Below are 25085 nucleotides of genomic sequence, written 5' to 3' on the forward strand. Positions count from 1 at the left end.
CGCCTCACTTTTCCAGGGATGATCCCTTTATATAAAAGTTATTTGCCCCTATAGACGACCCTTCCGTTCAAAAGGTTGCTGCAATTTTCCAACTGAATTCATAATCATTCAGATAGGGCTAAGAGAGGGCACTGCCGTTAACCTTTGGATTTATTTCGATAATCCGTGGGTGAACGTCCCATCATTTTGCTGAACAGACGGGAGAAGTAGTATGGGTCCTTGAATCCAAGCTCGGAACTGATCTGCTTCACGGTCCAATCGGTAAAATCCAGATAACGGCAGGAATGCTGAATCTTGAGCCGCAGGAAATAATCGATGGGCGAATGCCCCGTAGCTTGCTTGAATAACTGAGAGTAATGAGGGACAGACAGCCTCGCGTGTGCCGCCAGTTCCTTGAGGGTGATTCCATTCTCCAGGTGCTCCAGCATATATTGAACGGATTGTTCAGCCGCACGTTTGCTGCTCACGATCCCGCCATCTGTTCCTGTCGTTTCCGGTCCATAAGCGAGCATGCCAAGCATATAACCAATAATCTGGGAGGCATATGTCATCGTCTGCATGGAGTAACCCGTCTCTAACGCGCCGTAACATTCATGAAACAGCTCAAGCCATTTTTGCGCCTTGGCTGGTGGCATGGTAGTAATATGATGAGTTAACAAGGGTTCGATGTAGGATAAAGCGTGCTCCCCGCGCAGATGAATCCAGAAGATGCTCCATGGTTCAGTTGCGTTGGCACCATACACATGAGGGACATGAGCGGGTAATATGACGAGGTTTCCCGAGCTGACATCATATGGCTTACTGCCATCCATCGTATACCAGCCTGTGCCTTGGACACAGTACATCAGAATGTGTGATTCACAACCATCGGGGCGATCACGGTAATGATGTTCTGCTTCGTGAAAGTAACCGATATCCGTAACGTATAACCCGGACGTGACTGGATAAGCTGCGGCTTCTTGCAGCAGCGGGTCCGGAAGCACAATGAGTTTTTGCATACGAAATCCGTCAGATTTACGAAGTAAGGGTGGTCTGTTGTTAGGTCTCATACTCTGTATTATGGTGAGAGGGAATAAGGGAGTCAATGACAGAATGAGAGCGCTCACCAATTATGATCTAATTTAGAAAGCCACGTTACAGGAAGTGAAGCAGTTGCCCGTGAATTGGGTAAGTACATATCAGTGGGAAGAATCAGAACAGTGAATATACAGGATAAGGGAGAGATCTAGTTATGGAACCAGTCACAACTCAGGAAACGCTTTTTTATACAGGTACGTATGCGTCAGCGGATGAACCTGGAATATTCCTATGTACGTTGAATGCGGATACAGGAGAGATGCGAATGGTCAATCACATGGATGGTGTGGATAATCCGTCTTATCTGGCGCTAAGCCACGATGGAAACTGTCTGTATGTGGCGAGTGAGACAGACGAGGGAGAGGTGTTGGTCTATCGGAGAGATACGGCAACGAGTGAGCTGCACCTGATGGATCGAAAACAGACCAGAGGGGCTTCTCCATGTTATGTGTCTGTCTCCACGGATGGTCAGTGGGTGTTCTCATCCAACTATAGCAGTGGCAGTGTCAATGTATTCCCGGTTGGCGATCAGGGGACGCTTGGTGAGATGAGTGCATGGGTGGAGCACACGGGAAGTGGAATCAACGAAGAACGCCAGGAAGGGCCGCATGCACACTCCATTCAACCTGATCCGTCCGGGCAGTATGCTGTCGTATGTGACCTCGGTCTGGATCAGATCATTGTGTATCGGTTGGAAGAGGGACGTCTGGTTACCCATCGTGAGACGGATCAGCCACCGGGCGCAGGTCCAAGGCATCTTGTGTTCCATCCTAACTCGAAGTGGGCATATGTAATCAATGAATTGAACAATACGGTTACGGCATTCCTGTACGATGAGCGCAGAGGGGAGTTCACTACGGTGCAGCACATCTCGACACTTCCAGAAGGCCATAAAGGAGAGGGTACGGCTGCGGACATCCGTGTATCTCCATGTGGACGTTTCCTGTATGCATCTAATCGGGGAGATGACAGCATCGTACTCTATCATATTGACCAGGAGAGCGGTGAGCTGGAAGCTGTAGAGTGGACATCCACGATTGGGCAGACACCGCGTAACTTTAATATTTTGCCAGGTGGGATTCTGGTCGTGGCGAATCAGGACAGCAATAACCTCGTAGGCTTCCAGATCAGTGAAGAAGACGGACGGCTGACGCATAACGGGTTCAAGCTGGAACTGCCTCGTCCGGTATGCATTGCTCCTGTGGTATAAAAGTTGTAATACGGTGAAGCGAAAGTGAAATATTACATCTGAAAAGTTGTCTATAAGCTGTGAAATCATGTTGAAATACATGGTTTTACAGCTTTTTTAGTGTTTTCATGTGATAAAAATGAGTCTGTCATCCTTTTTAGCAAGTTGACATGAGAGGAAGCGAACGTTATCATAATAACTGATCGAACAATCAAAATAAAAAATAATCAATCAATTCCCTGAAGGTAGATGAAAAGATGAAAAACAAGCAGTATTTAATAGCCGATGCCCGCAAAGAACAAATCATTCATGCTGCGATTGAGGTTCTCACAGAGATTGGATATTTTAGCACCAGCCTATCCAAAATAGCAAAAAGGGCGAATACGAGTACGGGACTCATCTCGTATCATTTTTCTGGCAAGGAAGATTTGATGAACAATACGTTGCTCTATTTGGTTGAACAAGAGAAAGCTTTTATGATAGAGAGAGTAGAAAAAAAATCTTCCAGTCTGGAAAAATTGATGGCCTATATAGAAGCGGGAATCACCTATCGCGCTATAAAACGTGGGAACACCACGGCATTATTGGAAATTGTGTTTAATGTTCGCACACCAGATAATGTTCCTTATTTTCGGTTAGAAATCAATCCTGAAGATGAATTAATCGTCCTGGTAGAAGAGATTCTGAAAGAAGGACAAAAATCGAAAGAATTTCAAGATTTTGATCCCAAAGTCATTGCCATGATGATCAGAGGGGCTGTTTCGCTATCGATGTCCCTGCCTCAAAACGAGAGTATAATGAGCTTTAAAGATTACACAGAAAAGGTGACAAAGAACGTTTTAAAAATGATTCAATAACACCTAGAGACAAGTAATTTTTTTTAACTTAAATTTGACTGGTTGATCAGAATTAAAAATGATTGTTCAGTATTAAATATAAAGGAGGTTCCGTTCATCCCATGTTTCAGTTCATTCGTCAACGTAAACGTCGTAAGAAATTAGAACAAGTGAAAGCAGGCGATGGTCATCTTTTACAAAAGTATCAGTTGTGGAGTATATTTACTCACTCCTTATTTCACATCAAAATAACGAATCATACTAGTGGGAAAACCACTTCATATGCCATAAAATCTAAATATTTTGTAGAAAAGCCCCGTGTTGATTTATACCACGAAAATAAACATGTTGCCTATTCTAAGCTTCCAGCAGCTTTTCCAGTCGAGAATGGCGTGATCGAAATAACAAACAATTCGACCGGGATTAATGGTATTCATTATATCAGGGCTAGCGAAGACACCTTTACCGTATCTCCGGATAGACGTTCCATACGAGGTTTTCGAATGTGGGTGCATCGACGATTTCCTACCCTCAGCGCATTCATCGGTATGATCGCAATTATCATCTTGTTAATCTCCATCGCTTTAAGCATCTCCCAAGTCTTAGAGTCCATCTCTGCTATTCCATGGGTTTCCGAAAATGTAGGTGTATTTGAATCGCCGCTCGAACTGTCCGTTTGGACATATTTTGCGATTGGTATTGCCGCAGCAATTGCAGGAACAGAACGGGTTCTAATGCTCAAAAACCATTGGTTAATTGATATGGAAAGCACACATTAGGATGATCAATGAAAATGAAGAAAGGATGAACGTTACGATGATGAAACGACTCATGGCGATATTCTTGTTGATCGTAGTACTTGTAGTAGCAGGTTGTTCAAGCCCCAATCATGAACTGATCGAGAGTGAAGGGGCTAAGGGACAAGATAACGAACAGCAAATAAGTGAACCGGCTCTTGATTATGAGGGAAATGGAGGATTTCTGTGGAAGGTGCTTCACGGCAAAACAACCATGTATGTGTATGGAACGATTCATTTGGGTCATCCAGACTTTTATCCGCTTGCTTCGGGAATTGAAAAGGCATATGAGGACGCAGACGTCATTCTTCCAGAGATCAATATGTTTAAAGTAGATGTGAATGAAGAAAAAATAAAGGAGATGGCTTTATTTGAGGATGATACCACGCTGGATGACGTGTTATCGGAGGCGTCTTATGCCAAGCTTTCAGAAATATTTGAAGCGCATGAAATGACTTTAGCCGATTATAATCACTTCCAGCCTTGGTTTTTAGGAACCTTATTAAACCAAATTAGTAATGAAGAAAGTGAACTAGCGCCGGAGTATGGGGTTGATTTATATTTTCTTCAACGTGCGTTAGAAGACAATAAGGAAATAGTTGACTTAGAAACCGTTGAGATGCAATATGAAGTGCAATCTGGTTTTAGTATGGAAACCCAAGTACAAATGTTAGAAGGTTCTATAGCAGATCATGAGGAGACAGCGAGTTTTTTAAACCAGCTGGGATATAATTGGGTTCATGGAAATGAAGATGCGTTTAAGAATCAGTTAACTGAAGGTTTTGAAAGTGTTGATGAAAAGTATCAACAGGCAATCAATGATACTCGGAATATTCATATGGCTCATAAGCTCGATGAAATTTTACAAACGGATGATGGACAGACTTATTTTGTCTTCATCGGCGCTGCTCATGTTTTGATTGAACCCAGTGTTCCAGGAGAGCTTGAGAAAAAGGGATATGAAATGGAGCGGATTTATTAATCCATCCCTTTGTTGCGAAGTCGAAGGAGAAATCCTTTGGCTTTTTTCATGCACACCATTCAAATACTAAATTAGACCTATAGATGGAATTATATGTTTAATTTAAAATGAATATATTAAAGAGCTTACATAAAAAGATGGCGCTACAAAGGGCATCGGGCTTACCAATACAATTGGGGGGGCAATTGTTTATGGGGAATCGATCATCATTGTGGAAGCGCACATTACGTACAGCGGGAATATCCCTGCTGAGTTCCGCGTTACTGGTCACTTCGCTTGGCCTTGGCAACACGCCTGTAACACATGCAGCGGGTGCAAGACAGATGGAATATCTCGATCGCGGCGTGGTGGCTGTGAAGACCGGGACAGGTGTGTTTGTCAGTTGGCGGCTTCTGGGAATGGAAGGATCGAATGTATCGTTTAACGTATATCGAGATGGAACCAAGGTGAACGCTACGCCCATAACAAACAGCACCAACCTTCAGGATGCAAGCGGGACAAGCAGTTCCAAATACACGGTTCGCGCTGTCGTCAGTGGGACGGAGCAGGCTGCTTCAGCGGCAGCAAGCGTATGGGGCAATAACTATCTATCTGTACCGCTCAGTATACCCGCTGGTGGGACAACGCCCGATGGAGTAGCCTACACTTACAGTGCCAACGATGCCAGTGCAGGTGACCTGGATGGTGACGGGGAGTATGAATTGATCGTGAAGTGGGACCCTTCCAACGCCAAGGATAACTCCCAGAGTGGTTATACCGGGGAAGTGTTTATCGATGCCTACAAATTAAACGGAACACGCCTCTGGCGTATTAGTCTGGGCAAAAATATCCGTGCCGGCGCTCACTACACCCAGTTCATGGTGTATGATCTCGACGGTGACGGCAAAGCCGAGGTTGCCATGAAAACAGCCGATGGCACCAAGGATGGTACTGGCGTGGTCATCGGGGATGCAAGCAAGGATTACCGCAATTCCAGCGGTTATGTGTTGTCTGGTCCCGAATTCCTGACGGTCTTCAATGGACAGACTGGCAAAGCGCTCTCCACGGTGAACTACGAACCAGCACGTGGCAATGTATCCAGTTGGGGAGACAACTACGGCAACCGGGTGGACCGATTCCTTGCTGCCATTGCTTACCTTGATGGAGAGCGGCCAAGTCTGGTGATGGCTCGCGGGTATTATACGCGCAGTGTGCTTGTGGCCTATAACTGGCGGAATGGACAGCTGACCAAACAATGGACATTTGATTCCAATACCTCCGGTAATTCGGGTTATGCTGGGCAGGGCAATCACAATTTGAGCGTAGCGGACGTGGATGGGGATGGGAAAGACGAGATCGTCTATGGTGCCATGGCGGTGGATGACAACGGCAAAGGATTGTACACGACAGGACTTCATCATGGCGATGCCATGCATTTGAGCGACCTCGACCCGGATCGCCCTGGACTTGAGGTATTTCAGGTTCATGAGACACCGTCCAATGCCGGAGTGGAATTCCGGGATGCAGGTACAGGCCAGTTAATCTGGGGAGTTAAAACAACAAAGGATATTGGACGCGGCATGGCGGCAGATATTGATCCAAGATATAAAGGCGCCGAAGTCTGGGCAGACGGTAGTCTGTACACAGCCAAAGGGCAGAAACTCGGGACAACCCTGCCGTCCTCCACGAATTTTGGCATCTGGTGGGATGGGGATCTGCTCCGTGAACTGCTGGACAGCAACCGAATCGACAAGTGGAATTATGCCAACAGCACAACGATGAACCTGCTCACCGCTTCCGGCGTATCTTCCAATAACGGAACCAAGTCTACGCCGAATCTGCAGGCCGACCTGTTCGGGGACTGGAGAGAGGAAGTGGTATGGCGGACCAATGACAGTTCAGCGCTGCGGATCTATACCACAACAGCAGTTACGGACAAACGCATCTATACGCTGATGCATGATCCGGTGTACCGTCTTGGCGTCGCTTGGCAAAATGTAGCTTACAATCAACCGCCACACACCGGCTTTTATCTGGGAGAAGGCATGAACACACCAACGGTACCCAATATCCGGTATGCGGGCAGATGAGGAATGGACAAGGTGTGGCCGTCCAATTCCGTTTATGTTTACAGTAGCCAGCGAAGCATGGGATTCGCTGAAGGGAACAACGGACGCTCCATGGGTCAAATGGTTGTTGATTGGACTGGCAAGCCTGGTACTTACATGGCTGCTTATTTTGCCACTGGCCATTGTGCTCATGGAAGCGTTGAAGCAAGGCTGGGGTGTGTACATCGCGGATCAAATGCGAGTACAAAGGGATAGAGAGTGCCGTGGCGTCAGGGATTATACCAATGATTCGCTTCAAGCAGCACCTGCTGCCCACCTGCATCCATGAATTCTTCCACAAAGGTATCGAAATACCCCACAGGTTGATCGCCAGTAATGATGGAGATGTACGCTCTGTCTCTCATGCGAATCAGCTCAGATGAATAATGAATCAGGGCAGGGGTTGCAACCTCCAGACGATTATAGATCCCATTCTCCGTCAACCCTGCAGATGCAGCCCACTTTTCACGGTTATCCGAGATTGTACCTGGAACCGTCATGCCGATACTTGAGCCGATCATATTCATATAATTCTCCATTCTGTTGTATGGGTAAAGTAAATGGAACGAGTTTGAATCAGTGCTCCAATTCCAGTGTTTTCCTGGAAGGCCATACTCCATTTTGATCTGCTCCTCCGGATCGGGGTTGGCACTTACATAATCGAGAATCTCCAAAATTTTCTTCAGTTTTCCCGGCTCCTTCGCAGCCTCAGCGCCTATAGCAATAAAATTCATCAGCAGATTATTCCCTTTTGAACCGCTATGCCCATCAGGACCAATAACAGGAGAACCAAATACAACCTCTGCAGTTGCGTTCTTCTGTAGCAGCTCATTAACATTGAACGAGGCCCCTACAGGGGTTTCTTGGCCATTTTCATTAAGGACACTGTAGTCTCCCTCTTGATTCCAATGATAGTAGTTGCCCATCGAGGTCATCCCAATTTTTCCATTAATAAAAGCATGGGATAGATGTTTATATCCACCTTTATTTTCGCCGGTTATGAACTCAGGGTCGATAATCCCGTCCCGATACCACTTTTGCATATAAGTCAGGGCTTTTTTCATCTCAGGCTCCAAAGCGCCGATCACGAGTTGCTTGTTTTTTTCATTAAAATACAGTTGCTCGGTGAAAACGGACTGTCCAAAAGCGCCAAAAACCACATTTAAGCCCTCTCTGGATAGGCCATACGTATCCTGTTTACCATTTCCGTCCGGATCACCTTTGGCAAAGGCATACATGACCGTTTCAAATTCATCCAATGTCTTCGGAACGTCCAGACCAAGCTGCTTAAGCCAGTCCTCTCGGTATACAACAGGAGTTCGATAGATGTTGGTCTGATTAATGGACGGAATTCCATATAAGTTACCGTTTATTTTTCCATACTCCAGATAACGTGAATCATAATCGCGAATTCGCTGTACGATATTTGGCGCATATTGTTCAAGTACTTCCGGAGAAATTTCTGCTAACACGCCTTGCATTTGATACTTAAGCAGATCATGCGGTTGTCTGATCCGGAACAGATCAGGTATTTTCCCTTGAGCAAGCTCCAGATCGAGCAGTTCCTCGTACCGCTTGTTCTCAAGATTCCACACCTCCAGATCGACAACAAACCGATCCTCAATATATGCAATCATCTCCGCGTCTTCAGGAACAGGGATATTCTGATGCATGGTCCAAGATATCGTATACTGCGGTGCTGTATCCTTCTCAGCGCTTGCCAAATGGTCCTGCTGCTGAACTTGTGCTGTTTCTCTCCCTAGATAGGTACACCCACTTGTAAATACGAGAAGGAGAAGCATTGCGGAATATAGACATAGCTTTCTTGAAAGGTTGAGGTTCATAGCAGCTCCTTTCCTAATTTTAAATTCTATATAGCTTCAATTTAACATTTACACAAAAACGGAGAGGACAGAAAGAACCTGAAGAAGCGAAGCTAAAAGCTTTCTGAAAGAAAGCTGCATCGTAAGCATATGCTGCGCCTTTATTCCCGGATTTCCCCTTTTTAAAAAGGGATTAAAAGAAATCTGGGAATAACAGCGATCGGAAGGTTGTTCTGTCATCGGAGTGTCCGTGTAAATATTCCTATTTGACCCTATATAGATCTCTGTTCCATTAAACTGCGCATGAAGTTTTTTGGTGTACAGCCGTGAATTTCTTTGAACTTCTTAATGAAATAAGCAGGGGTACGGTAACCGACCGTACTTGCGACCTGCTCAACCGTGATTTCACGTTGTGTCATGAGTTCCCGTGCGCGTTCCATTCTCTGATTCGTAACATATTCGGAATAAACAATCCCGGTTTCTTCCTTGAAAAGTTTACTGAGATATTTAGGGCTGATGAATACTTGCTCTGAGATATGATCCAGTGTAAGATCGCCCGATAAGTGCTCGTGAATATAGGCTTTGACAGCCGAGATGGTATCCACACTTCGTACCTCACTTCGCTTCTCCATATGCATCACAAATTCGGTCACGAGATGAATCATCCATTCCGAATAGCGGTTGATATTGTAGAACAATGAAAATTGCTTGTACAAATTCAATGAACTCGCCTCGGCAGGTTGCAGTCGCATCTGATGAATACACTCAGCGTAAATAGATACCGTTTTTAATAAGATGATACGACTGTATTCGGCTGAATAGGGGCCTTCCCTTATTGTCGCGACCAATTCCTGAATGGCCTGAACCGTGCCTTGCACATCCCGAGCCTGCAATTTCTTTTCAAAGTTTACGAGGTATGACTCCGGAACTTCCAAAGTGCTGGCTTCCCTGTTCAGAAGATTAAGATCCTGAATGGCAGACTTCTCGGGAAAGAAGTAGCTGTATCGAATCAGGGTATTCGCCTGATGATAGCTTGTGTGAATCTTCGTGAAGTGTTCTACCCATCCGCCTAACGATAGTACAAATTCCAGACCAAATCTGCTGCTCGCCTCAGCGTGAATAAAGTCTACAATGTGATCAGAGAGAGGTTCCTCAGGTTGATTGGTACAGATGATTACGGCTATTTTGTGATCCTGCAATTCCTCTGCCAGCAGTTGAGTTCCATCCATTTCTGCGATCTCCAGTTGCCGGATCATCGTATACAACGTATGCTGCAAATGTCGTGGCTGCAGATCCTTCCACTGCTCATTGACGGGGTCAATGACGATGCAACGGAAGCGAGTGTAGGCCATCGAAATATGAATAGATTGCAGTTGCTCCGTAAGCTCCTCCGGTGTAAATCGATTATTTAACATATTAAGCATAATACTATGCTTAATCATTCTGTGATTGGCCTGTAAGGTTTCTTCAAGACTATCAACTTTGTTGGACAGACTGTTAAACGTTGTATCGATGAACCGGTATTCGTCCTGCTTTAGGCTGGTTGGGCTATCCATCCGGCTCTTGATGTTATTCAGGATTCGCTTAAGAGGACTATAGTTGGCCGTGGTAAAAATGGACGACATCGCGATCCCAACTGCAACAGCCAGCAAGCCAAGAAGAATCGAAACTTCTTTCAAGCTATCCAACTTATAATAGAAGCTTTCATTAGGTGTGGTTGTGTAGATTCTCCATGCATTTCCTTTAAATTGATCTTGGGTAACGACATGCGAGTTATAGTTAAATACAGGCGTGAAGCTCTCATCTGATGAATGAAAGGTGAGCAGCGACTGTGTTAGATTCTCCTCCGTGGAGCTGCCTAGCAACGTTTTGTCCGCGGCAGATATGACGGTTCCGTCCTGATCGATGATTAATGTATTCGCATAGTCAGCAGGTAGCATATTTTTAATGATCTGACTGATCGCTGATTCTTTGATATCAATCGCAATCATGGCCTTACTGTCTTGTCCAGACGATTGAAACGGGTAACTATGGACATAGGAAATTAGAGGACTCATGTTGCTCTGTTCCCGTGATTCGATATAAGCATCCTGAGGCACCATGCGAGTCTTCATCCATAAGGAGCTTTCTGGAGTCTCTTTCATCGCAGCAATCCAATCCGTCTTATGATCCATACTCGAAGGCGTGTCCTCATAGAGCATCAGTCCATATACAGATGAGACGATGAAGTGGTTCTTCGTATCGTACACATGAATAGCTTCAATGAGATCGGAATAATTTTGCACCATATTTTTGAGGAACTGTTCGATGTCCAGGATTTTGCTATGGTTTCCTTTTAAGCTATCTAAATCGATACTTGCGGCGTTACCGAGTGCCAGGGACAGATAGACCTGATTCACCTTCTGGATCACAGAGCTTTCAATATAATTGACAGTACTTTTCAGCGAAAGTTGATTATTGATTCGGATCTCTTTGCTGTATTGATGGGAGAAGAAGAGGTATAGAATGGAGCCGAAAAGAAGCGCAATGACAAGAACGACAGCAAGGTAGGAAAGAACCATCTTGGATCTCACAGACTGAAATGGCTTAAGCATTCTTTTTCCCCCTTCGTTTCTCGTGTCTAAACAACTTCATCATTATATAGCAGGCCGAGGACTAGAAATCATGTTGATCGAAATTTAACAAACTCCATCTCCACATTTTACACTATTTTAATAAAGCGTTTACATAAAAGGATATTATAATTAACGAAAGTAGTATCTCCTCTATTTTTTGAGGGCAGAAAATCATCGGAACGTACGATTTTGATATAAAACGGAATTTGTTCTATAGATGCGAAATGCTCCCTAATGCTAAAGTAACGGCAGATCAGACATCTGTATAGAGACTTTCTTACTCATTTGCTGACGCAGAAGCAAAAAATAATTTACCATAATGGGAGCGTGTATTTGCAAGCCATGAGAAAACCACTTAAAAAGTCACTGGCACTACTTCTAATGTTGTCTATGGTAGGTCCGACGTTTGCAGAGAAGAGTTTTGCAGCCGATCAGAAGATTCAGTTCTCTGATATTAAGGGACACTGGGCGGAAGCAAACATTCAAGCTTGGGGCGATGAAGGATTGATTCGAGGCTATCTGGATCGTTCATTCAAACCGAACACGTATATTACCAGAGCAGAATTTATGAATTTGGTAAACGGTGCTTTTGGATATTCCGGACAAGCTAAAATTACCTTTAACGATGTGTCTGCGAGTGCATGGTATTACGAAGCAATTTCTATTGCAAATGCGAATGGATATATAGATGGATACACCGATGGCACCATGAAGCCACAAGATCCGATTACACGTCAGGAAGCAGCTAAAGTGATTGCCGGTATTCTAAATTTGGAATTGAATGAAACAGCAGCGAATGTCTTTAGCGATTCATCGTCTATTGCAGCTTGGAGCAAGGGAGCTGTAGGTGGAGCGGCAGCAGCGAAAATTATCGCTGGTTATGCAGATGGAAGCTTCAAACCGCTTAATTCAATTACTCGTGCCGAAGCCGTGTCTGCGCTCGTTAAGGCGGTGGAAACAGATGCTACTACAGCTGCCAAACCAGCTAAGCCAAAAGGAACCGCATCCGTACTGAATGTTAATCCCCCAGCAGATGAAGCTCGTTTATCTGCCGTGAAGCACGGAGCCAATGCCGGAGACGACACCTTGAAAAATATTGCGGAAACCAATCCGTTCATTGATATTTTGGACGGTTTTGATCAAGTATGGTCCATGAACCAAGCGGACTGGAGAGATGGAACAGCGGCAACCAAAATTGGAGCTGACGGAAAAAATGCAAAGTATGGAGATGGACCGTCCCCATATTATGACGGCTTTAAGAATGATCCAACCGTAGCCGTCGCTGATCAGAAAACATATGCAAATGAAGAGATCCGAGACAAAGCGACTTGGGAAGCCAATATCCAATATGTAGAAAAGGTCACGCAAAACCGCACGGCTGAAGAGGCTTTGGCAGCGTACTATGATGACCAAAGAGATAAGATCTATAGCGTGATGGAGGGCTTGGGTCCGTTGGCTAACACGTATGTAGATATTATCAAGCCAAAGACAAACGTTGAACGAACGGTGGACGAGATGAATGTGGTATTGACCGAGGAAACAGTGGAAGATGAAAGCCAAGGTATTGGAGATTGGGAAGCAAAGACGGAACTTTCAGACTTGATCTCTTTAGTTGATCTGGTTCGATTCAAAATTCCTGCCTCATCTAATCCCTCTAAGTATTTCTACTCTTCCCCTAGACCGTGGAGAATGAATTCCAATGGAGAAGTGAAAGAGGTGGTTGACAGCAAAGGACTGCCTGTGTGGGCAACCTTGGGCGAAGGTGAGAAAAAAGAAGTACCTTTGGCTTCAGGCGGCACCAAATCAACTGGCGAAAAACATTACCAGCAATACGAAACCAACGTTAAGCTTATTCCTGCATTAAGTTATGTCAAACGAATCGCTGAAGATGGAAGAGGAAAAGATGGCGGATTTCCGAGCGGACATACAAGCGCAGCCTACTTATCCGTATTTCCTTTGGCATACGCTACGCCAGAACGATTCGCTGAATTGTTAACGAGAGCAGCTCAGCTGGGTGAGAATCGCATCGTAGCAGGGATGCACTCACCACTTGATGTTATAGGAGGCAGAATACAATCCACAGCCATGGCTGCATATGCACTTAATCAGGCTGATAACAGAGAAGTGTTAGAGAAGGGCTATGAGAATGCAGGAGAAGTATTTGGAGCTGCAGCCAAGGATAAAAAGTTGAGTCTGTATGAGTATGCACACACCGTAACAGAGGATTACACGTTCAAGAGTGCTTACGATGAACGCAAATGGGAAGATCATGATGCCAATAAAGCCTTCTATAGAGAAAAGATGACGTATGGTCTGCCACAAACGGGAACCAAAGGTTTGGCTCCAGTTGTACCGCAAGGAGCAGAAGCCCTGTTAGAAACACGTCAACCGTATTTAACAGATGAACAACGCAGACAAGTATTGTATACAACATCCATTGACTCTGGATATCCTGTACTGGATGAATCCAAGGGCTGGGGTAGAATTGATCTGGTGACGGCTGCGGATGGATACGGGGCATTCTTGAACAATGTAACTGTGGATATGGACGCTTCCAAAGGGCGCTTCAATGCAGAAGACTGGTGGAGAAATGATATCACCGGTAATGGAATGCTCACGAAAAAGGGAACAGGAACTCTTACATTGACGGGAAAAAATAGCTACACTGGCGGAACCTTACTGCAAGCAGGAACGCTGGTAGCCGAATCTGCAACGGCTTTTGGTACAGGTGATCTGTATGTAGAAAATGGAACAGTTGTTGTGAATGTCGATGGAGCACTCAACTTAAATAGAAACTTTACCATGGATAATGGTACGTTGGAATTGGTCATGGATGATGACAGCAGTCAGCTGAATGTCGGCAGAAAGCTCTATATTGATGGAGGAAGTCTCAATCTGGACTTGTCCAACTATAAAATCGAAGGTTCCAAAGATATTACGTTAATCACGGCGAATGGAATTACAGGTGAGTTCGACAGTGTAACGGCAGATGGTTATGACGTGACTGTCACGTACGAAAAGGGCCGCGTCATTGCACATGTTGTAGCCAAATAAGTGACGCAATTATCCGTTATGTAAAGTGAACTGAAGAATGTTACACATGCAACTTCAATGACAGAATAACATTCCGATCATTCTTCGCAATACAAGAGTAGTATATAGAAAAGGGCCGAAACTACAACGTAGTTTCAGCCCTTTTTTACGTGACTAAGAGACACGCAAGATATAGTTAATGAAAGTCCAGCCATCTAAGTTCAATAATATGGAGGGGCCAAGCATAAGTTATTCACCAGTATGGGTACCAGATGTACGACGTGTATTCCCTTCCATCTCCGTAGAGACTTGCTTCGTTGGTTCCAGATCCGTATGTCCTGCGTAGGGGCGATCACTGCGAGAGCGGGTTCCGGTAACTCCAAAACCTGTAGTGAATAGAATCAGCTGTAATCCAAGGGCATAGGGCGCAGCAACAAGTCCAATCAGATGGAGCAAGCAGCATAGCGCGATCAGCAAGGAGAGCATTTTGGTTACTGTACCTGGTGTATCCCGGCGTGGGCTGGCCCAGAGCAGGTAACCATATATTATGGTGATCATTAGAGAAACTGCTCGAATCCATGGCAACATGCTCTCCCATGAGTCTACAGGCACATCCAACATCCGTTGACGAAATACCAGATCTGTAACCAGAAACCCTGTAGCCGCCAATGCGGCTGGTTCGGCTACGGGCCGAAGGATGGTCCAGACCGCTGTGCCCCAATGATCTGCATGCGTATCCCGGCTGAGTTCATCCGATAATACGGTGCATTCTCGTTCCAGTGCTCTGTGCATGAGTCCGAGTTTGGCAGGGTCATGTTCCTTGATACAGTCACGAATCTGATCCTGCAGTTGAGTGGATAGGTAAGATGCGGCTTTGCAGGCTAACATTGCTGTGATCAGATCATTATGTTCGTGTTCCGACCGTTCATAATTCCGATTTTCCTGGATGCTAAGTTGTCCCAAGAGGGCTGTACTTATGTATAATGTATCTCGTATCCTTCTCATTCGCCTTTCGTGGCTACGGCGAACTTCAGTGGCAGACCATATGTATATCCCCAGAAGCACAGCCATGACGCCAAACAGCACAGCCACAGCGCCTGGGCGCGATGTTAGATCTTCAATCCAGCGTTGAAACACACTTGTTCCTCCTTTGCAGCAACTTCACGTATCATGAAACACGCTTCACGTAAGCTTTCTCTCACTATTACACAGGAATTAGATGAATTCAAGCAGAAAGGGGCACAATTCATGGATCATGTGAATATTGAACACACACCACCCGCAGCATTGGAGTATCTTGCCCTGCGGCAGATTGCCGGCCTTAGTCCAATGAGCAGGGAGGGGGCTGAGATTGGACTACCGAATAGCCTGTTTGCCGTATGTCTGCGTGAAGAGGATATGCTGATAGGCATGGGGCGAGTGATTGGAGATGGAGGTTGTTTCTTTCAGGTCGTCGATATTGCTGTACACCCGGATGTTCAGGGAATGGGGTATGGAAAACTGATCATGAGCGAGATTATGAATTATCTGCGTGAAGCAGTACCTGCCCGTGGTTTGGTCAGTCTACTGGCGGATGTTCCCGCTGATCGGCTGTATGCTCAATTTGGATTTGAATACACCAGCCCAAAATCGGAGGGTATGTGGTGGAGGCAGGGAGACTAGTGAACTAGTTAAATAACATATTCGGCGAACCTTTGGATAAATCCAAAGGTTTTTTGCTTTACAACCATTTATTTACAGGTATAATGTGAATTAAAACCAATTTACGATTTACAAATTACGATATACGGTTGCACTCGTGAAGAATGGAGGAAATGAATATGTACAATGACCAGAAAGCTCAGTTTAACCAGATGGTGGAACGATCTGTGGAGCAGGCGAACAAAAATCTTTCGGGAGCGAAGGGAGTTGTTTCCGTTCGATTAAGTCAGGAAGAGATTGATATCATTGATCAGCTTGTATTTCTTGAACTTGCCAAAAACCGTTCTGATGCGACTGCAATGTTGATTAGGGAAGGTATACGAACCCATCAGACCTTATTGAACGAGATACGCGAGTATACGGCTGAACTGGAACGGGTAAAAGCCAAGATACAACAGACCATTCGAGATTCAGGTTTGGTTACGCGTCTGCATCGTACGAGTGATGATGAATCTGTTACGTACGAGGGAGAGGTGCGTGAAAAAGATGAAAAATGAAGTTCGCAGCGACAGCTATCGAGCGGTTTTGCGCCTTCCTTCTTTTGTTGTGCTTCTTGTTGGCAGATTGGTTTCGGGTGCAGGACAGATTTTATTTTCTATGGCGACGATGTGGTATATCCTTCAATTAACAGAGTCGGCACTTGCTGCCGCACTGATTCCGATGTTGCCGTACTTGATCTATGCATTTTTGGGCATTCCCCTGGCTACGATCAGTGATCGCCTGCCGAAAAAGCAGCTTTTGATCTGGACAGATATATTGCGTGCAGGCATAGCTTGCATATTGGCGCTTTTGTTCATGACAGGATCCATGCTTCCGTGGCATATTTACGCAGCCAATCTGCTCATTGCAATCCTTGGTTTTTTGTTCAATCCGGCAACCCAAACAGTCATCCCCGCTATTTTGCCAGAGCCTACCAAACAATTAGCTCCAGCATATGCACTACTGAACTCTTCCTCCAAAACGATTGAATTACTTGGATACGCCATGGGGGGGATATTGATCGCGCTCATCTCCGTTCAGTCCATCCTGTTCATCTATGCCGTTACATTTCTGCTGTCCGCCATATCCATTTTCTTTATCCGCATCCCTGTAACCAAAGTAGTGAAACAAAAAGGAGTCTCCGGTTTTGTTAAAGATAGCATGCAGGGGATTACATTCCTGTTTTCCCGTAAAATTTTGGCCTGCTGCATTATCTTTGGAGCTATTATCAATTTTGCGGGTGCGCCACTGCACATTTTCACGCCGATTTTTGCCAATATGGTGCTGCAAGCCGGACCACAAGGCTACGGTCTGCTTCAGTCAGCCTTTGCCGCTGGCAGTATTGCAGGCTCTCTGCTCAGTGGCAAATATGCCAAACGACTCTCACTCGCTCACTGGTTTTTGATCAGTTATCTCATCTCAGGCACAAGTTTGCTGCTCATGCCGATGTTTCCTAACCTGTATATCGCGATTGCGTGTTCATTTTTGTTGATGATGGGACTTGCTCTGGTGAATGTGCCATTGGTTACCTCCATTCTTCTATCCACTCCGGAAGAAAAAAGAGGACGTGTTATGAACAGTATGGGTGTCTTGATGAGTGGCATTAGTAATCCGCTTGGGTTGTTACTGGGAGGGTGGTTCATTGAAACCTACAACCCTTCATGGGTGTACATGGGGATTGGTACATTTGTTATTTGTATGGGCATGGCAAGCCTGTTTGTCCGACCTTTCCGTGAGGAACGTAGCAAGCGTACCCAGCAACAAACGACCTCGATGTAGTTTGGAATTTGGTGTCATATTGCGCCTCTTTTTAGTCCAAAGAAACATATCATTTGACATGATCAGGTGAGATAAATGGATTTGATAAATAATTTATGTAAAATAATTCAATTAAAAAGAAGGAATATCAAAATTTATGTAGAATTTGGTTTATTAAGAGGGGGAGACAAATGGGAGGTAATATATCATGGAAAACAAGGAAATTTTATCTGTACAGGATTTGATGGCGCTAGAGGTTGAAGAAGATAACAACATGTTTGAAGAAACAAGCTTGTGTACAGTGTGCAGCTGGACTAGCTCACAAACAATCGTTGTTGAGAGCTAGGAACTTCTTTACACGCTCTATTCACTGAATCATTTGAAAGATAAGTCTTTGATTTTCGCGCATTACTAAAATAATTGTACCTCCCCCTCTTACTTTATCCAAAAAGGAGTGATTCTCATTGAAATTCGCAAGCGTAACGCCCAAGAAGGACGCCTTTGAGAACGCTTTGGAACATATAATCCGGGAACTTCCCCAATCCATCCAATGGTCGAATGACGGCCATTGGATTTGTTTTAGACCGGAGGAATTAAGGCTTCCCGCACAAGGCTGGAAAATCCATTTATCGGTTATTCCTGTGGAAGGAGCTGAATTGCTGCGACGCATTGCACCTGTTCTCACAGAAAATGATGTGCAATGGAAAGTAGTGAGCAGTGGGCTGAAACTGATTGAAACATCTAACGGTTCGATACCTCTCCCTCAGACTGGGAAGTGTGTTACCATCTACGCACGAGACGAAGAGCAATTCCTTAAGTTACTTGAGCTAATGCATTCATATACAAGCGATCTGAAAGGACCAGCTATTCCGACAGATCGGGCATACCTCGGTAGCCAGTGTGTATTTTATCGTTATGGTGCATTCACTGATCGTTTCTATTACGACCGTTATTCGGGTGCAAAAGTGTATGCCATCCAGAATCCAGAAGGTAAGCTGGAGGAGGATCGAAGAACACCTGGCAGGTATAAACCGGAGTGGGTGAATGAACCTGAGGAGTTACTGCGGATTCAGGCGATGGAGAAGAATCGGGCTGCTTCTCGTTATTCCGATTCCAATAACAATGAATTTGGTATACGAAATATTCGTGTGAGACGTGTGCTCAAGAAGTCCGGTAAGGGAGGAGTATTTCTCATCTCTGGCACATCCTATGAACAGGCTGTCATGAAAGAAGCGGTCTACCGCATGCGTGTAGACGGTGGCGGGCGCTCTGCTCATAACTATTTGGATAATGAATATCGCGTGCTTGATCTGATGAAGGATACGGGGGTTACCCCAAGGCCGCTTGATCTGTTTAGTACTGAAAATAACCGCTATCTGATCCTGGAGTATTTTGAAAGCATCAGCTTGCGTGAATATATCCATCGCAGACATGTAGCCGCAGATTACAACCGGGCGGATATGCATCGGATGGGTATACATATTCTCGATATGGTGCAGCAATGTCACGATAAAGGAATTGTGATCAATGATCTGACGCCCAACAATATTGTTGTGCTGACGGACGGAAGTGTACGCCTGATTGATCTTGAACTGGCTTATGTCAGAAGTGATGAGAGTCAGGCCGATCCATTGACCGGTCATACTCCGGGCTATGTACCACGGGGACGTGAGCACAGCAGGCGATCCAGTTATGCGGATGATCTGTATGCGCTGGGAGGCGTCTTCTATTACATGGCTTCATCCATCGACCCCTATCTGAAATATCGCCAATCCCACCTGGAAGCTGCACAGGCTTATCTGGATCATCAGAGTAATACACAGCTTCGTGGCTTGGGAAGTCTGGGCATCGAGATCATGTCTGGCGGATATGGGGAGTTATCAGAAATTCGTGAAACACTGGTTGCATTGCTGGAGCAGCAAGAGGTCAATTCAGGAGGAAGCAGGGATGTAATAGAGAAGGACACATCAGGCATGGAGGCAAAGGAAGTACTCCGTCAGGCCGAGTGTATGGTAAACACACTGTATACTTCTCTTGATTTTAATAACCCTTTGCAGCTGTTCCCGGAAAACAGCATGAGCAAGATGTTTCATCCGGCGAATTTCAACTTTGGCTGGACAGGGATGATCTTTGGTTTTAATCAGCTTGGTCAGATTACACAAAACAGACAATACCATCAATATGCACGTGAAGTATTGGAATGGATTTTGACGAATCACCGTTACGTTCCAGATGAGACACCTGTAGCATTATACTTTGGATATGGTGCTGTTCCCTGGGCAATGGCAGAGACGGCTGAACGAATAAATGATCCATCGTTGCTTCGACGTGCAGAGGATCTGGCATTGGAAATCACCCGACATGAGCCAGTGCAGACCAATATTAGCCATGGAGCGGCGGGGTTGGGATTGATGCTGCTTGAGATATACCGTATTGGAGGCCGCCCTGAACTTCTGGCAAGAGCAGAGGAACTGGGTGTTTATATTTTGGAACAAGAAGAGCAGACAGATGAATCATTGAGTTTGTGGAGAGTGAAAGATAAATCGGACAAAAAAGGCCATCATTCCCTTGGATTTTCTCATGGCATCGCAGGTATCGGATATTATCTGCTTGCCTTGGCGGAGCGTACAGGAAAGGAAGCGTACTATTCTGCTGTGAAGCGAATTGTAGATACACTTGATCGTACGAGTCATGGAGGACAGAATGGCGTGAGTCTGTGGCCTGCATCGCCGGAAAAACCGGATACACTTTGGGTGCATTGGTGTAATGGATCGGCGGGTATTGGTCGATTTCTAATGGCAGCGGCTGATATTTTGCAAGATCCCCTCTGTACCAGACTTGGACTTCAAGCAGCGGATGCAGTGGCACAGGCAACGGTATTTGCTTCTTTTGGGCAGTGTCACGGAATTGCAGGCAATGGAGATTTTCTACTTTTGGCCAACCGCAGGTTCCCAGGCAGGTATGAAACCAAACTAGCGGAGTACACGCGGAGCTTGCATGTATTGCGAAGTGATCAACAGAAAGACATATGGATGTGGCCTCTGGAGGACATGGAGTCCTTCTCCCCGGATTATATGACCGGTTATATGGGGATCTATACATTCCTGCTACGCCGGTTTTATCCGTCTGTTGCATCCGAACCACTGGTTTATTCAGGTTTCGATTATAACAGGGAGGGGAGAGCGTATGATGCTAACGTCCATATCTGATATCCTGCCACAATGCCAGCACGAATCGGGGAAGACGGGGGATCGCTATTATGCAGTTGGACCTGGAAACGACGAAACCCTATCTTCATTCATGCTAATTGATCAGGGTGAAGGGCAGTATACATTGGATTTATGGAGTGAAGCACATTCCAATCCTTATTGGGAAGATCGGATGTCATCCGTTTTGGATACAATCACATGGTCCTCTCTATATGCAACTGCTCCTGCTTCATTTCCGTGGGAGAAGCTTGGATACCGGGTAGATGTTCTTGCCCATCGGTATCGGTTTTTCGGCAAGTTGAAGGACGTTCCCGTGCCGGCTATGCCTAATGAAGACGCGGTTTGGATGTCTGCGGAGGGGCAGGAGGATTCCCTTGCACACTTGCTTCAGGCCAGTGATCCTACCTGTCCAGGTTGGGAAGCTGCTCGTCAAGCTATCGGAGATATATATCAGGGTGTATATGGCGAGTTGCTGAAAGGTTCCGGGCTTGTGAAACTGGAGGCAAGGAAGATCGGGGGCTGCCTGTTAAGCGATGAATTTGGCAGTGTACTCCTTGCTCATATATTCACAATACCAGAAGCGAAACGTCAAGGATGGGCCCGATGGCTTGCTGCATATGGTCTCCATCGGTGCAGTTCCGATCCGAATCAGCGGATTAAAGCTTCACTGGATGCAAACAACCGGGGCAGTTATCAATTGATGACGGCACTGAATTTACAACAGGTACCTGAACTTATACACGTATGCCACATCACGAAAGAGAGTGAGCTTTCATGATACCTGTCTCACTGGAAAGTACGGATTATCATGATCTGAGAAGTAAATGGTTTCGTGTGAGTCATGAACCTGGATTGTTTGTTGTTGAAGGGACATCAGATGCGGTGAAGCATGAAATTCACAAACTGAAAACGCATTGGCAGGATATGGTTATACAAATCGCGGTTGGTGATCCGTATGCTACTCTCCCGCTGATCTATCAACTAAGTCCAGTTCAGCCAATAGATGATCTTGTGGCATGTAAAAATGCGTTATTGAGATTCCAAAGATCAGGATGGACGCCTGGCAATAGGAAATGGGTTCTGATTGAAGTATCTTCCTACCTTCACCCTGCAGATCTGGGAGCCATCCACTATATCCTGTATCGACAGAAGCTAAGGGGAGTAAGTGTAGTGCTTTTTTTTCATCGCTATCCAACCATGGCGAGTCATCCTGAGGACATACCCAAACTTCCGGTATCCCTTGTCAGGGATACGCCCGATCAGACCCGACGTTTGTTGGAAGAACAGCTACAAATGGTAAGCAAGGATAAAGGGAAGGAAAAAGAGGCAGCATTGGCGCTCTACAATAGGCTGGCCTGGGTTTTGTTGTCCAAATCGGCTGATTCGGCCCGCTACAGGTCCTGTTTTCATTTTTTTGACCATAATTCGTTATTTCAACGTCTGTCAGTGACACAGCAGGCAGTACTCTGGTTTGAGCTGGGGCAGCTGTTGACCAAAAACGGGAAGCAGTATGCCGAAGCGCGACACTGTTATTCGAAAGCTCGGGAAATCCTTGTCGATGAAGAACTAACGGAAACGTATCGTACTGGGAAATGGGCTGCGCTTGATAATGGTGAAGCATTAATTGAGATGCAGGAGGGCAATGTAGAACGTGCAATTACGTTGGAGCAACAGGCGGGCCAGCGTATACACCAGCTTCCTGATGGACCTGATAAGCAAGTTTTTCAGATTCAGACGTTACTAAACATTGCGGGCTTGCAGCTCCGGGCGGATCACTATGAAGAGGCAGGTAAGACGTTGCTGGCTGCGGAGAAGTTATGTGTTGATGCGTATGGTGATTGGCTGGGGCATGTACTGCAATTAAAAATGGTATTACATCAACAGCTTGGTGAGCAGGAGCAGGAATATGAACTGTTGATTCAATTATTACGTATGAAGACAAACACTATCCATTCGAAACTGCTTGGTCGTGCGGTGGAAATCGCTGGAGCGCTGATTACTCAAGGATCAGAGGAACGGGCATCCCGGGTGTACCGTCTATTGATGATGGGGCTGCCGGCTGCCAGTCTGCCACAGATCAGATTGATACGGGAAACATTAGGCAGACTGGGGACCGTTATGCCCCTAGATGCATACACGCAGGACCAGTATATTGATAAACTGAAATCGCAATTGGAGGGATGGGAGCAGTTAAAGTACTGGAATGAGAGGAGGAAATCCGGTTGGGCTATCCATTCCTGACACGAATGAGTGTGAGTAAGGAACGAACAAGTATGCTCTTGGGCTATGATGACAATACATGTGAATGGTGCACTCTTGATGATACAGGCCGCATGGATAGCCGTCAGAGCCTTTCTGAACATGGGACAGAGTCAGATCAGCACACGCAGCATATTCAGTTTATGGGCAGGAACCGTGTTCTGGTGATCACACAGAACAAGTCGGGGAAATGGCTTCATATATACGAGAATGAGAAGCAAGTAATTCTGGTCCAAAGCCTATTTGTGAAGTTTCCATTTCCTGTGATGAAGGCCGCTTGGCAAGAGGAGAAATTACTCCTGCTATTTTCCATTAGACATCGTTCAGGAACTGTCCGTATAGGTCTTTATGATCCAGAAAAGGATGAGGCACGATGGGTTACTCCTGATCTGGATAATCCGCAATTTGTATTATGGTCTGCGTCAACACGAGAGGTTGGCGTAAACGTTGGTGGATTTGGAAGAGTGTATTCGTATTCCGAAGATATCCTTCCATCATCCGAAATCCCCTATACGGAATATGTCTACCCTGTGATGGATAAGCAGGGTGATCTGGTAGCGGTATCGATTCCTGTGGAAGGTGGCTTCCAGCCTGGATGGATCAGGCAAGGAGAGGAGCTGGTACATGTATGTTCAAGGGATAGCGAACCCTTCTCTGAACTGATTAGAATGCAACTCGATCCACATCAGCAGCTCGTCCTCTGTGAAGGGATCACCTCTGGCAGATGGCAATATGTTCAATATACATTGGACAGAGAGAAGAGGTATGAGCTGTATGATTATCCTGGAATCTTGACACAGGCGGTGCTCAGCAGGGACAGGCAGGGATTGATCGGAAAATATGAATCTATCATACGTCCTCCAGTGCCGGGGATATATCGGTTTTCGGAACAAACGCGTACGATTACCCGTTTCCCGGTTGAGCGAGATGAGAGAATTGGCAAGCATCCTGACGAGGAACCCGATGTAATCTATGGATGGGTTCCTTATGGGCATGACATGATTCCGTACATGGACATACATCCGGAGGGTGCAGAACAGGTGGTCATCTATCTTCATGGCGGGCCTCATAATTGCCTGTTTGACAGCTTTAGTCCGGTCATCAGCGGATTATATCAGGCAGGAGTGCGGGTTATCGGGCTGAACTATCCTGGTAGTTCAGGGTTCGGCACGGATTACAGGATGCGCATTCAGAATGATTGGGGCGGCGTGGATGCAGATGTCATCCAATTCATGCGGGAGCAGATGTTATCTTCCTATTCAAACGTATCTCTCTATGGAGTGAGTTATGGGGCTTATCTTGCATTGCTGGTAGCGGGTAAAAGTCCGGCGCTATGGAGTACTGTGGTTGCCTGTGCACCGTTTACGGATCTGGAAGGACTGTACGCAGGCGGAGGAGCGAAGCTGAGATCATTCTTGCAAACGGAAATTGGTGAGCTTTTGCATGATCAATCTGCCCTGCGGGATAGAAGCCCAACAGCTCATGTATCCGGGCTTAGTGAGGTGGATATTCAACTCATTCACGGACAGGCTGATCAATTGTGTCCTGTAGAGCAGACAGAGAGGTTATATCGGGACATTATGGAAAACAAGCGATTGTCTGGAGCTGTAAGCAGGATTGAGCTTCATATTGTACAGGATATGGCGCATGAGGCTTATTCGGAGCGAATCTGGGCGCAGAAGGCTGTTGATTTTCTAACCAGCAGTAGCGTATCCACGTAAGATAAATACGTGATGTTGA

At 45.7% G+C, this 25085-nt stretch carries 19 protein-coding genes; 15 read left to right on the plus strand and 4 right to left on the minus strand.

The genetic code is table 11. The annotated features are described in order from the left end of the window. Positions 1–137 precede the first annotated feature (137 nt). A complete protein-coding gene (locus J7E78_RS02185; RefSeq protein WP_215074723.1) occupies positions 138–998 on the minus strand; it encodes an AraC family transcriptional regulator in 861 nt (286 codons plus the stop codon). A gap of 233 nt (positions 999–1231) precedes the next feature. Here J7E78_RS02185 and J7E78_RS02190 point away from each other — a divergent pair, with 233 nt between their 5' ends. From J7E78_RS02190 to J7E78_RS29950, 6 genes are all read left to right on the plus strand, one after another. Further along, positions 1232–2287 carry a lactonase family protein gene (locus J7E78_RS02190; RefSeq protein ID WP_215074724.1) on the plus strand — a complete coding sequence of 352 codons (1056 nt, stop codon included), beginning with the start codon at positions 1232–1234 and terminating at the stop codon, positions 2285–2287. A gap of 236 nt (positions 2288–2523) precedes the next feature. Next, complete coding sequence (locus J7E78_RS02195) at positions 2524–3123, plus strand: TetR/AcrR family transcriptional regulator (protein WP_215074725.1); 600 nt, start codon at positions 2524–2526, stop codon at positions 3121–3123. A gap of 101 nt (positions 3124–3224) precedes the next feature. Beyond that, positions 3225–3881 carry a hypothetical protein gene (locus J7E78_RS02200; RefSeq protein ID WP_215074726.1) on the plus strand — a complete coding sequence of 219 codons (657 nt, stop codon included), beginning with the start codon at positions 3225–3227 and terminating at the stop codon, positions 3879–3881. 37 nt (positions 3882–3918) lie between these two features. Next, on the plus strand, positions 3919–4881 hold the full coding sequence (locus J7E78_RS02205) for a TraB/GumN family protein (protein ID WP_251034758.1): 963 nt from the start codon (positions 3919–3921) through the stop codon (positions 4879–4881). A gap of 191 nt (positions 4882–5072) precedes the next feature. Further along, entirely contained in the window at positions 5073–6950 is a 1878-nt protein-coding gene (locus J7E78_RS02210) for a rhamnogalacturonan lyase (RefSeq protein WP_397330446.1), read from the plus strand. Continuing rightward, positions 6937–7257: a hypothetical protein gene (locus J7E78_RS29950; protein ID WP_285229340.1), complete on the plus strand. Its 321-nt coding sequence runs from the start codon at positions 6937–6939 to the stop codon at positions 7255–7257. Before J7E78_RS02210 ends, J7E78_RS29950 begins: the two co-directional genes overlap by 14 nt. Here the strand turns inward: J7E78_RS29950 and J7E78_RS02220 are convergent. After that, positions 7199–8692 (minus strand): extracellular solute-binding protein, encoded by a 1494-nt coding sequence (locus J7E78_RS02220; protein WP_397330447.1) that lies wholly within the window; start codon positions 8690–8692, stop codon positions 7199–7201. The two genes, J7E78_RS29950 and J7E78_RS02220, sit on opposite strands and share 59 nt — an antisense overlap. A gap of 371 nt (positions 8693–9063) precedes the next feature. Then, the gene (locus J7E78_RS02225) at positions 9064–11385 is read right to left on the minus strand and encodes a helix-turn-helix domain-containing protein (protein ID WP_215074728.1); all 2322 of its coding nucleotides are present in this window, start codon (positions 11383–11385) and stop codon (positions 9064–9066) included. 363 nt (positions 11386–11748) lie between these two features. Between J7E78_RS02225 and J7E78_RS02230 the strand changes: the two genes are divergently transcribed. Beyond that, positions 11749–14460 (plus strand): S-layer homology domain-containing protein, encoded by a 2712-nt coding sequence (locus J7E78_RS02230; protein WP_251034770.1) that lies wholly within the window; start codon positions 11749–11751, stop codon positions 14458–14460. A gap of 228 nt (positions 14461–14688) precedes the next feature. On the opposite strand, the gene J7E78_RS02235 is transcribed toward J7E78_RS02230, so the two are convergent. Further along, on the minus strand, positions 14689–15576 hold the full coding sequence (locus J7E78_RS02235; RefSeq protein ID WP_215074730.1) for a hypothetical protein: 888 nt from the start codon (positions 15574–15576) through the stop codon (positions 14689–14691). 111 nt (positions 15577–15687) lie between these two features. Here J7E78_RS02235 and J7E78_RS02240 point away from each other — a divergent pair, with 111 nt between their 5' ends. From J7E78_RS02240 to J7E78_RS02275, 8 genes are all read left to right on the plus strand, one after another. Continuing rightward, entirely contained in the window at positions 15688–16101 is a 414-nt protein-coding gene (locus J7E78_RS02240; RefSeq protein WP_215074731.1) for a GNAT family N-acetyltransferase, read from the plus strand. Between the two features lie 158 nt (positions 16102–16259). Further along, positions 16260–16637, plus strand: coding sequence for a ribbon-helix-helix domain-containing protein (locus tag J7E78_RS02245; protein WP_215074732.1), 378 nt, complete (start codon positions 16260–16262; stop codon positions 16635–16637). Beyond that, the gene (locus J7E78_RS02250) at positions 16627–17898 is read left to right on the plus strand and encodes an MFS transporter (RefSeq protein WP_251034771.1); all 1272 of its coding nucleotides are present in this window, start codon (positions 16627–16629) and stop codon (positions 17896–17898) included. The genes J7E78_RS02245 and J7E78_RS02250 overlap by 11 nt, the downstream gene beginning before the upstream one ends. Before the next feature lie 187 nt (positions 17899–18085). Beyond that, positions 18086–18223, plus strand: a complete 138-nt coding sequence (locus tag J7E78_RS02255) for a hypothetical protein (RefSeq protein WP_161799395.1) — start codon at positions 18086–18088, stop codon at positions 18221–18223. Positions 18224–18341: 118 nt separating this feature from the next. Next, positions 18342–21086 (plus strand): lanthionine synthetase LanC family protein, encoded by a 2745-nt coding sequence (locus J7E78_RS02260; protein WP_215074734.1) that lies wholly within the window; start codon positions 18342–18344, stop codon positions 21084–21086. Then, a complete protein-coding gene (locus tag J7E78_RS02265) occupies positions 21064–21864 on the plus strand; it encodes a hypothetical protein (RefSeq protein WP_215074735.1) in 801 nt (266 codons plus the stop codon). Before J7E78_RS02260 ends, J7E78_RS02265 begins: the two co-directional genes overlap by 23 nt. Further along, positions 21861–23327: a tetratricopeptide repeat protein gene (locus tag J7E78_RS02270; protein WP_215074736.1), complete on the plus strand. Its 1467-nt coding sequence runs from the start codon at positions 21861–21863 to the stop codon at positions 23325–23327. Before J7E78_RS02265 ends, J7E78_RS02270 begins: the two co-directional genes overlap by 4 nt. Further along, on the plus strand, positions 23309–25066 hold the full coding sequence (locus J7E78_RS02275; protein ID WP_215074737.1) for an alpha/beta hydrolase family protein: 1758 nt from the start codon (positions 23309–23311) through the stop codon (positions 25064–25066). The genes J7E78_RS02270 and J7E78_RS02275 overlap by 19 nt, the downstream gene beginning before the upstream one ends. Positions 25067–25085: the final 19 nt, after the last annotated feature.

It is taken from the genome of Paenibacillus polymyxa (assembly GCF_018614975.1).
Taxonomy (GTDB): Bacteria; Bacillota; Bacilli; order Paenibacillales; family Paenibacillaceae; genus Paenibacillus; species Paenibacillus polymyxa_E.

Coding starts and splice junctions, on each gene's coding strand:
- J7E78_RS02265 (WP_215074735.1), top strand. CDS start 21,064: ATGATGCTAACGTCCATATCTGATATCCTGCCACAATGCCAGCACGAA.
- J7E78_RS02185 (WP_215074723.1), bottom strand. CDS start 998: ATGCAAAAACTCATTGTGCTTCCGGACCCGCTGCTGCAAGAAGCCGCA.
- J7E78_RS02240 (WP_215074731.1), top strand. CDS start 15,688: ATGGATCATGTGAATATTGAACACACACCACCCGCAGCATTGGAGTAT.
- J7E78_RS02255 (WP_161799395.1), top strand. CDS start 18,086: ATGGAAAACAAGGAAATTTTATCTGTACAGGATTTGATGGCGCTAGAG.
- J7E78_RS02270 (WP_215074736.1), top strand. CDS start 21,861: ATGATACCTGTCTCACTGGAAAGTACGGATTATCATGATCTGAGAAGT.
- J7E78_RS29950 (WP_285229340.1), top strand. CDS start 6,937: ATGCGGGCAGATGAGGAATGGACAAGGTGTGGCCGTCCAATTCCGTTT.
- J7E78_RS02200 (WP_215074726.1), top strand. CDS start 3,225: ATGTTTCAGTTCATTCGTCAACGTAAACGTCGTAAGAAATTAGAACAA.
- J7E78_RS02210 (WP_397330446.1), top strand. CDS start 5,073: ATGGGGAATCGATCATCATTGTGGAAGCGCACATTACGTACAGCGGGA.
- J7E78_RS02250 (WP_251034771.1), top strand. CDS start 16,627: ATGAAAAATGAAGTTCGCAGCGACAGCTATCGAGCGGTTTTGCGCCTT.
- J7E78_RS02245 (WP_215074732.1), top strand. CDS start 16,260: ATGTACAATGACCAGAAAGCTCAGTTTAACCAGATGGTGGAACGATCT.
- J7E78_RS02190 (WP_215074724.1), top strand. CDS start 1,232: ATGGAACCAGTCACAACTCAGGAAACGCTTTTTTATACAGGTACGTAT.
- J7E78_RS02225 (WP_215074728.1), bottom strand. CDS start 11,385: ATGCTTAAGCCATTTCAGTCTGTGAGATCCAAGATGGTTCTTTCCTAC.
- J7E78_RS02230 (WP_251034770.1), top strand. CDS start 11,749: ATGAGAAAACCACTTAAAAAGTCACTGGCACTACTTCTAATGTTGTCT.
- J7E78_RS02195 (WP_215074725.1), top strand. CDS start 2,524: ATGAAAAACAAGCAGTATTTAATAGCCGATGCCCGCAAAGAACAAATC.
- J7E78_RS02205 (WP_251034758.1), top strand. CDS start 3,919: ATGATGAAACGACTCATGGCGATATTCTTGTTGATCGTAGTACTTGTA.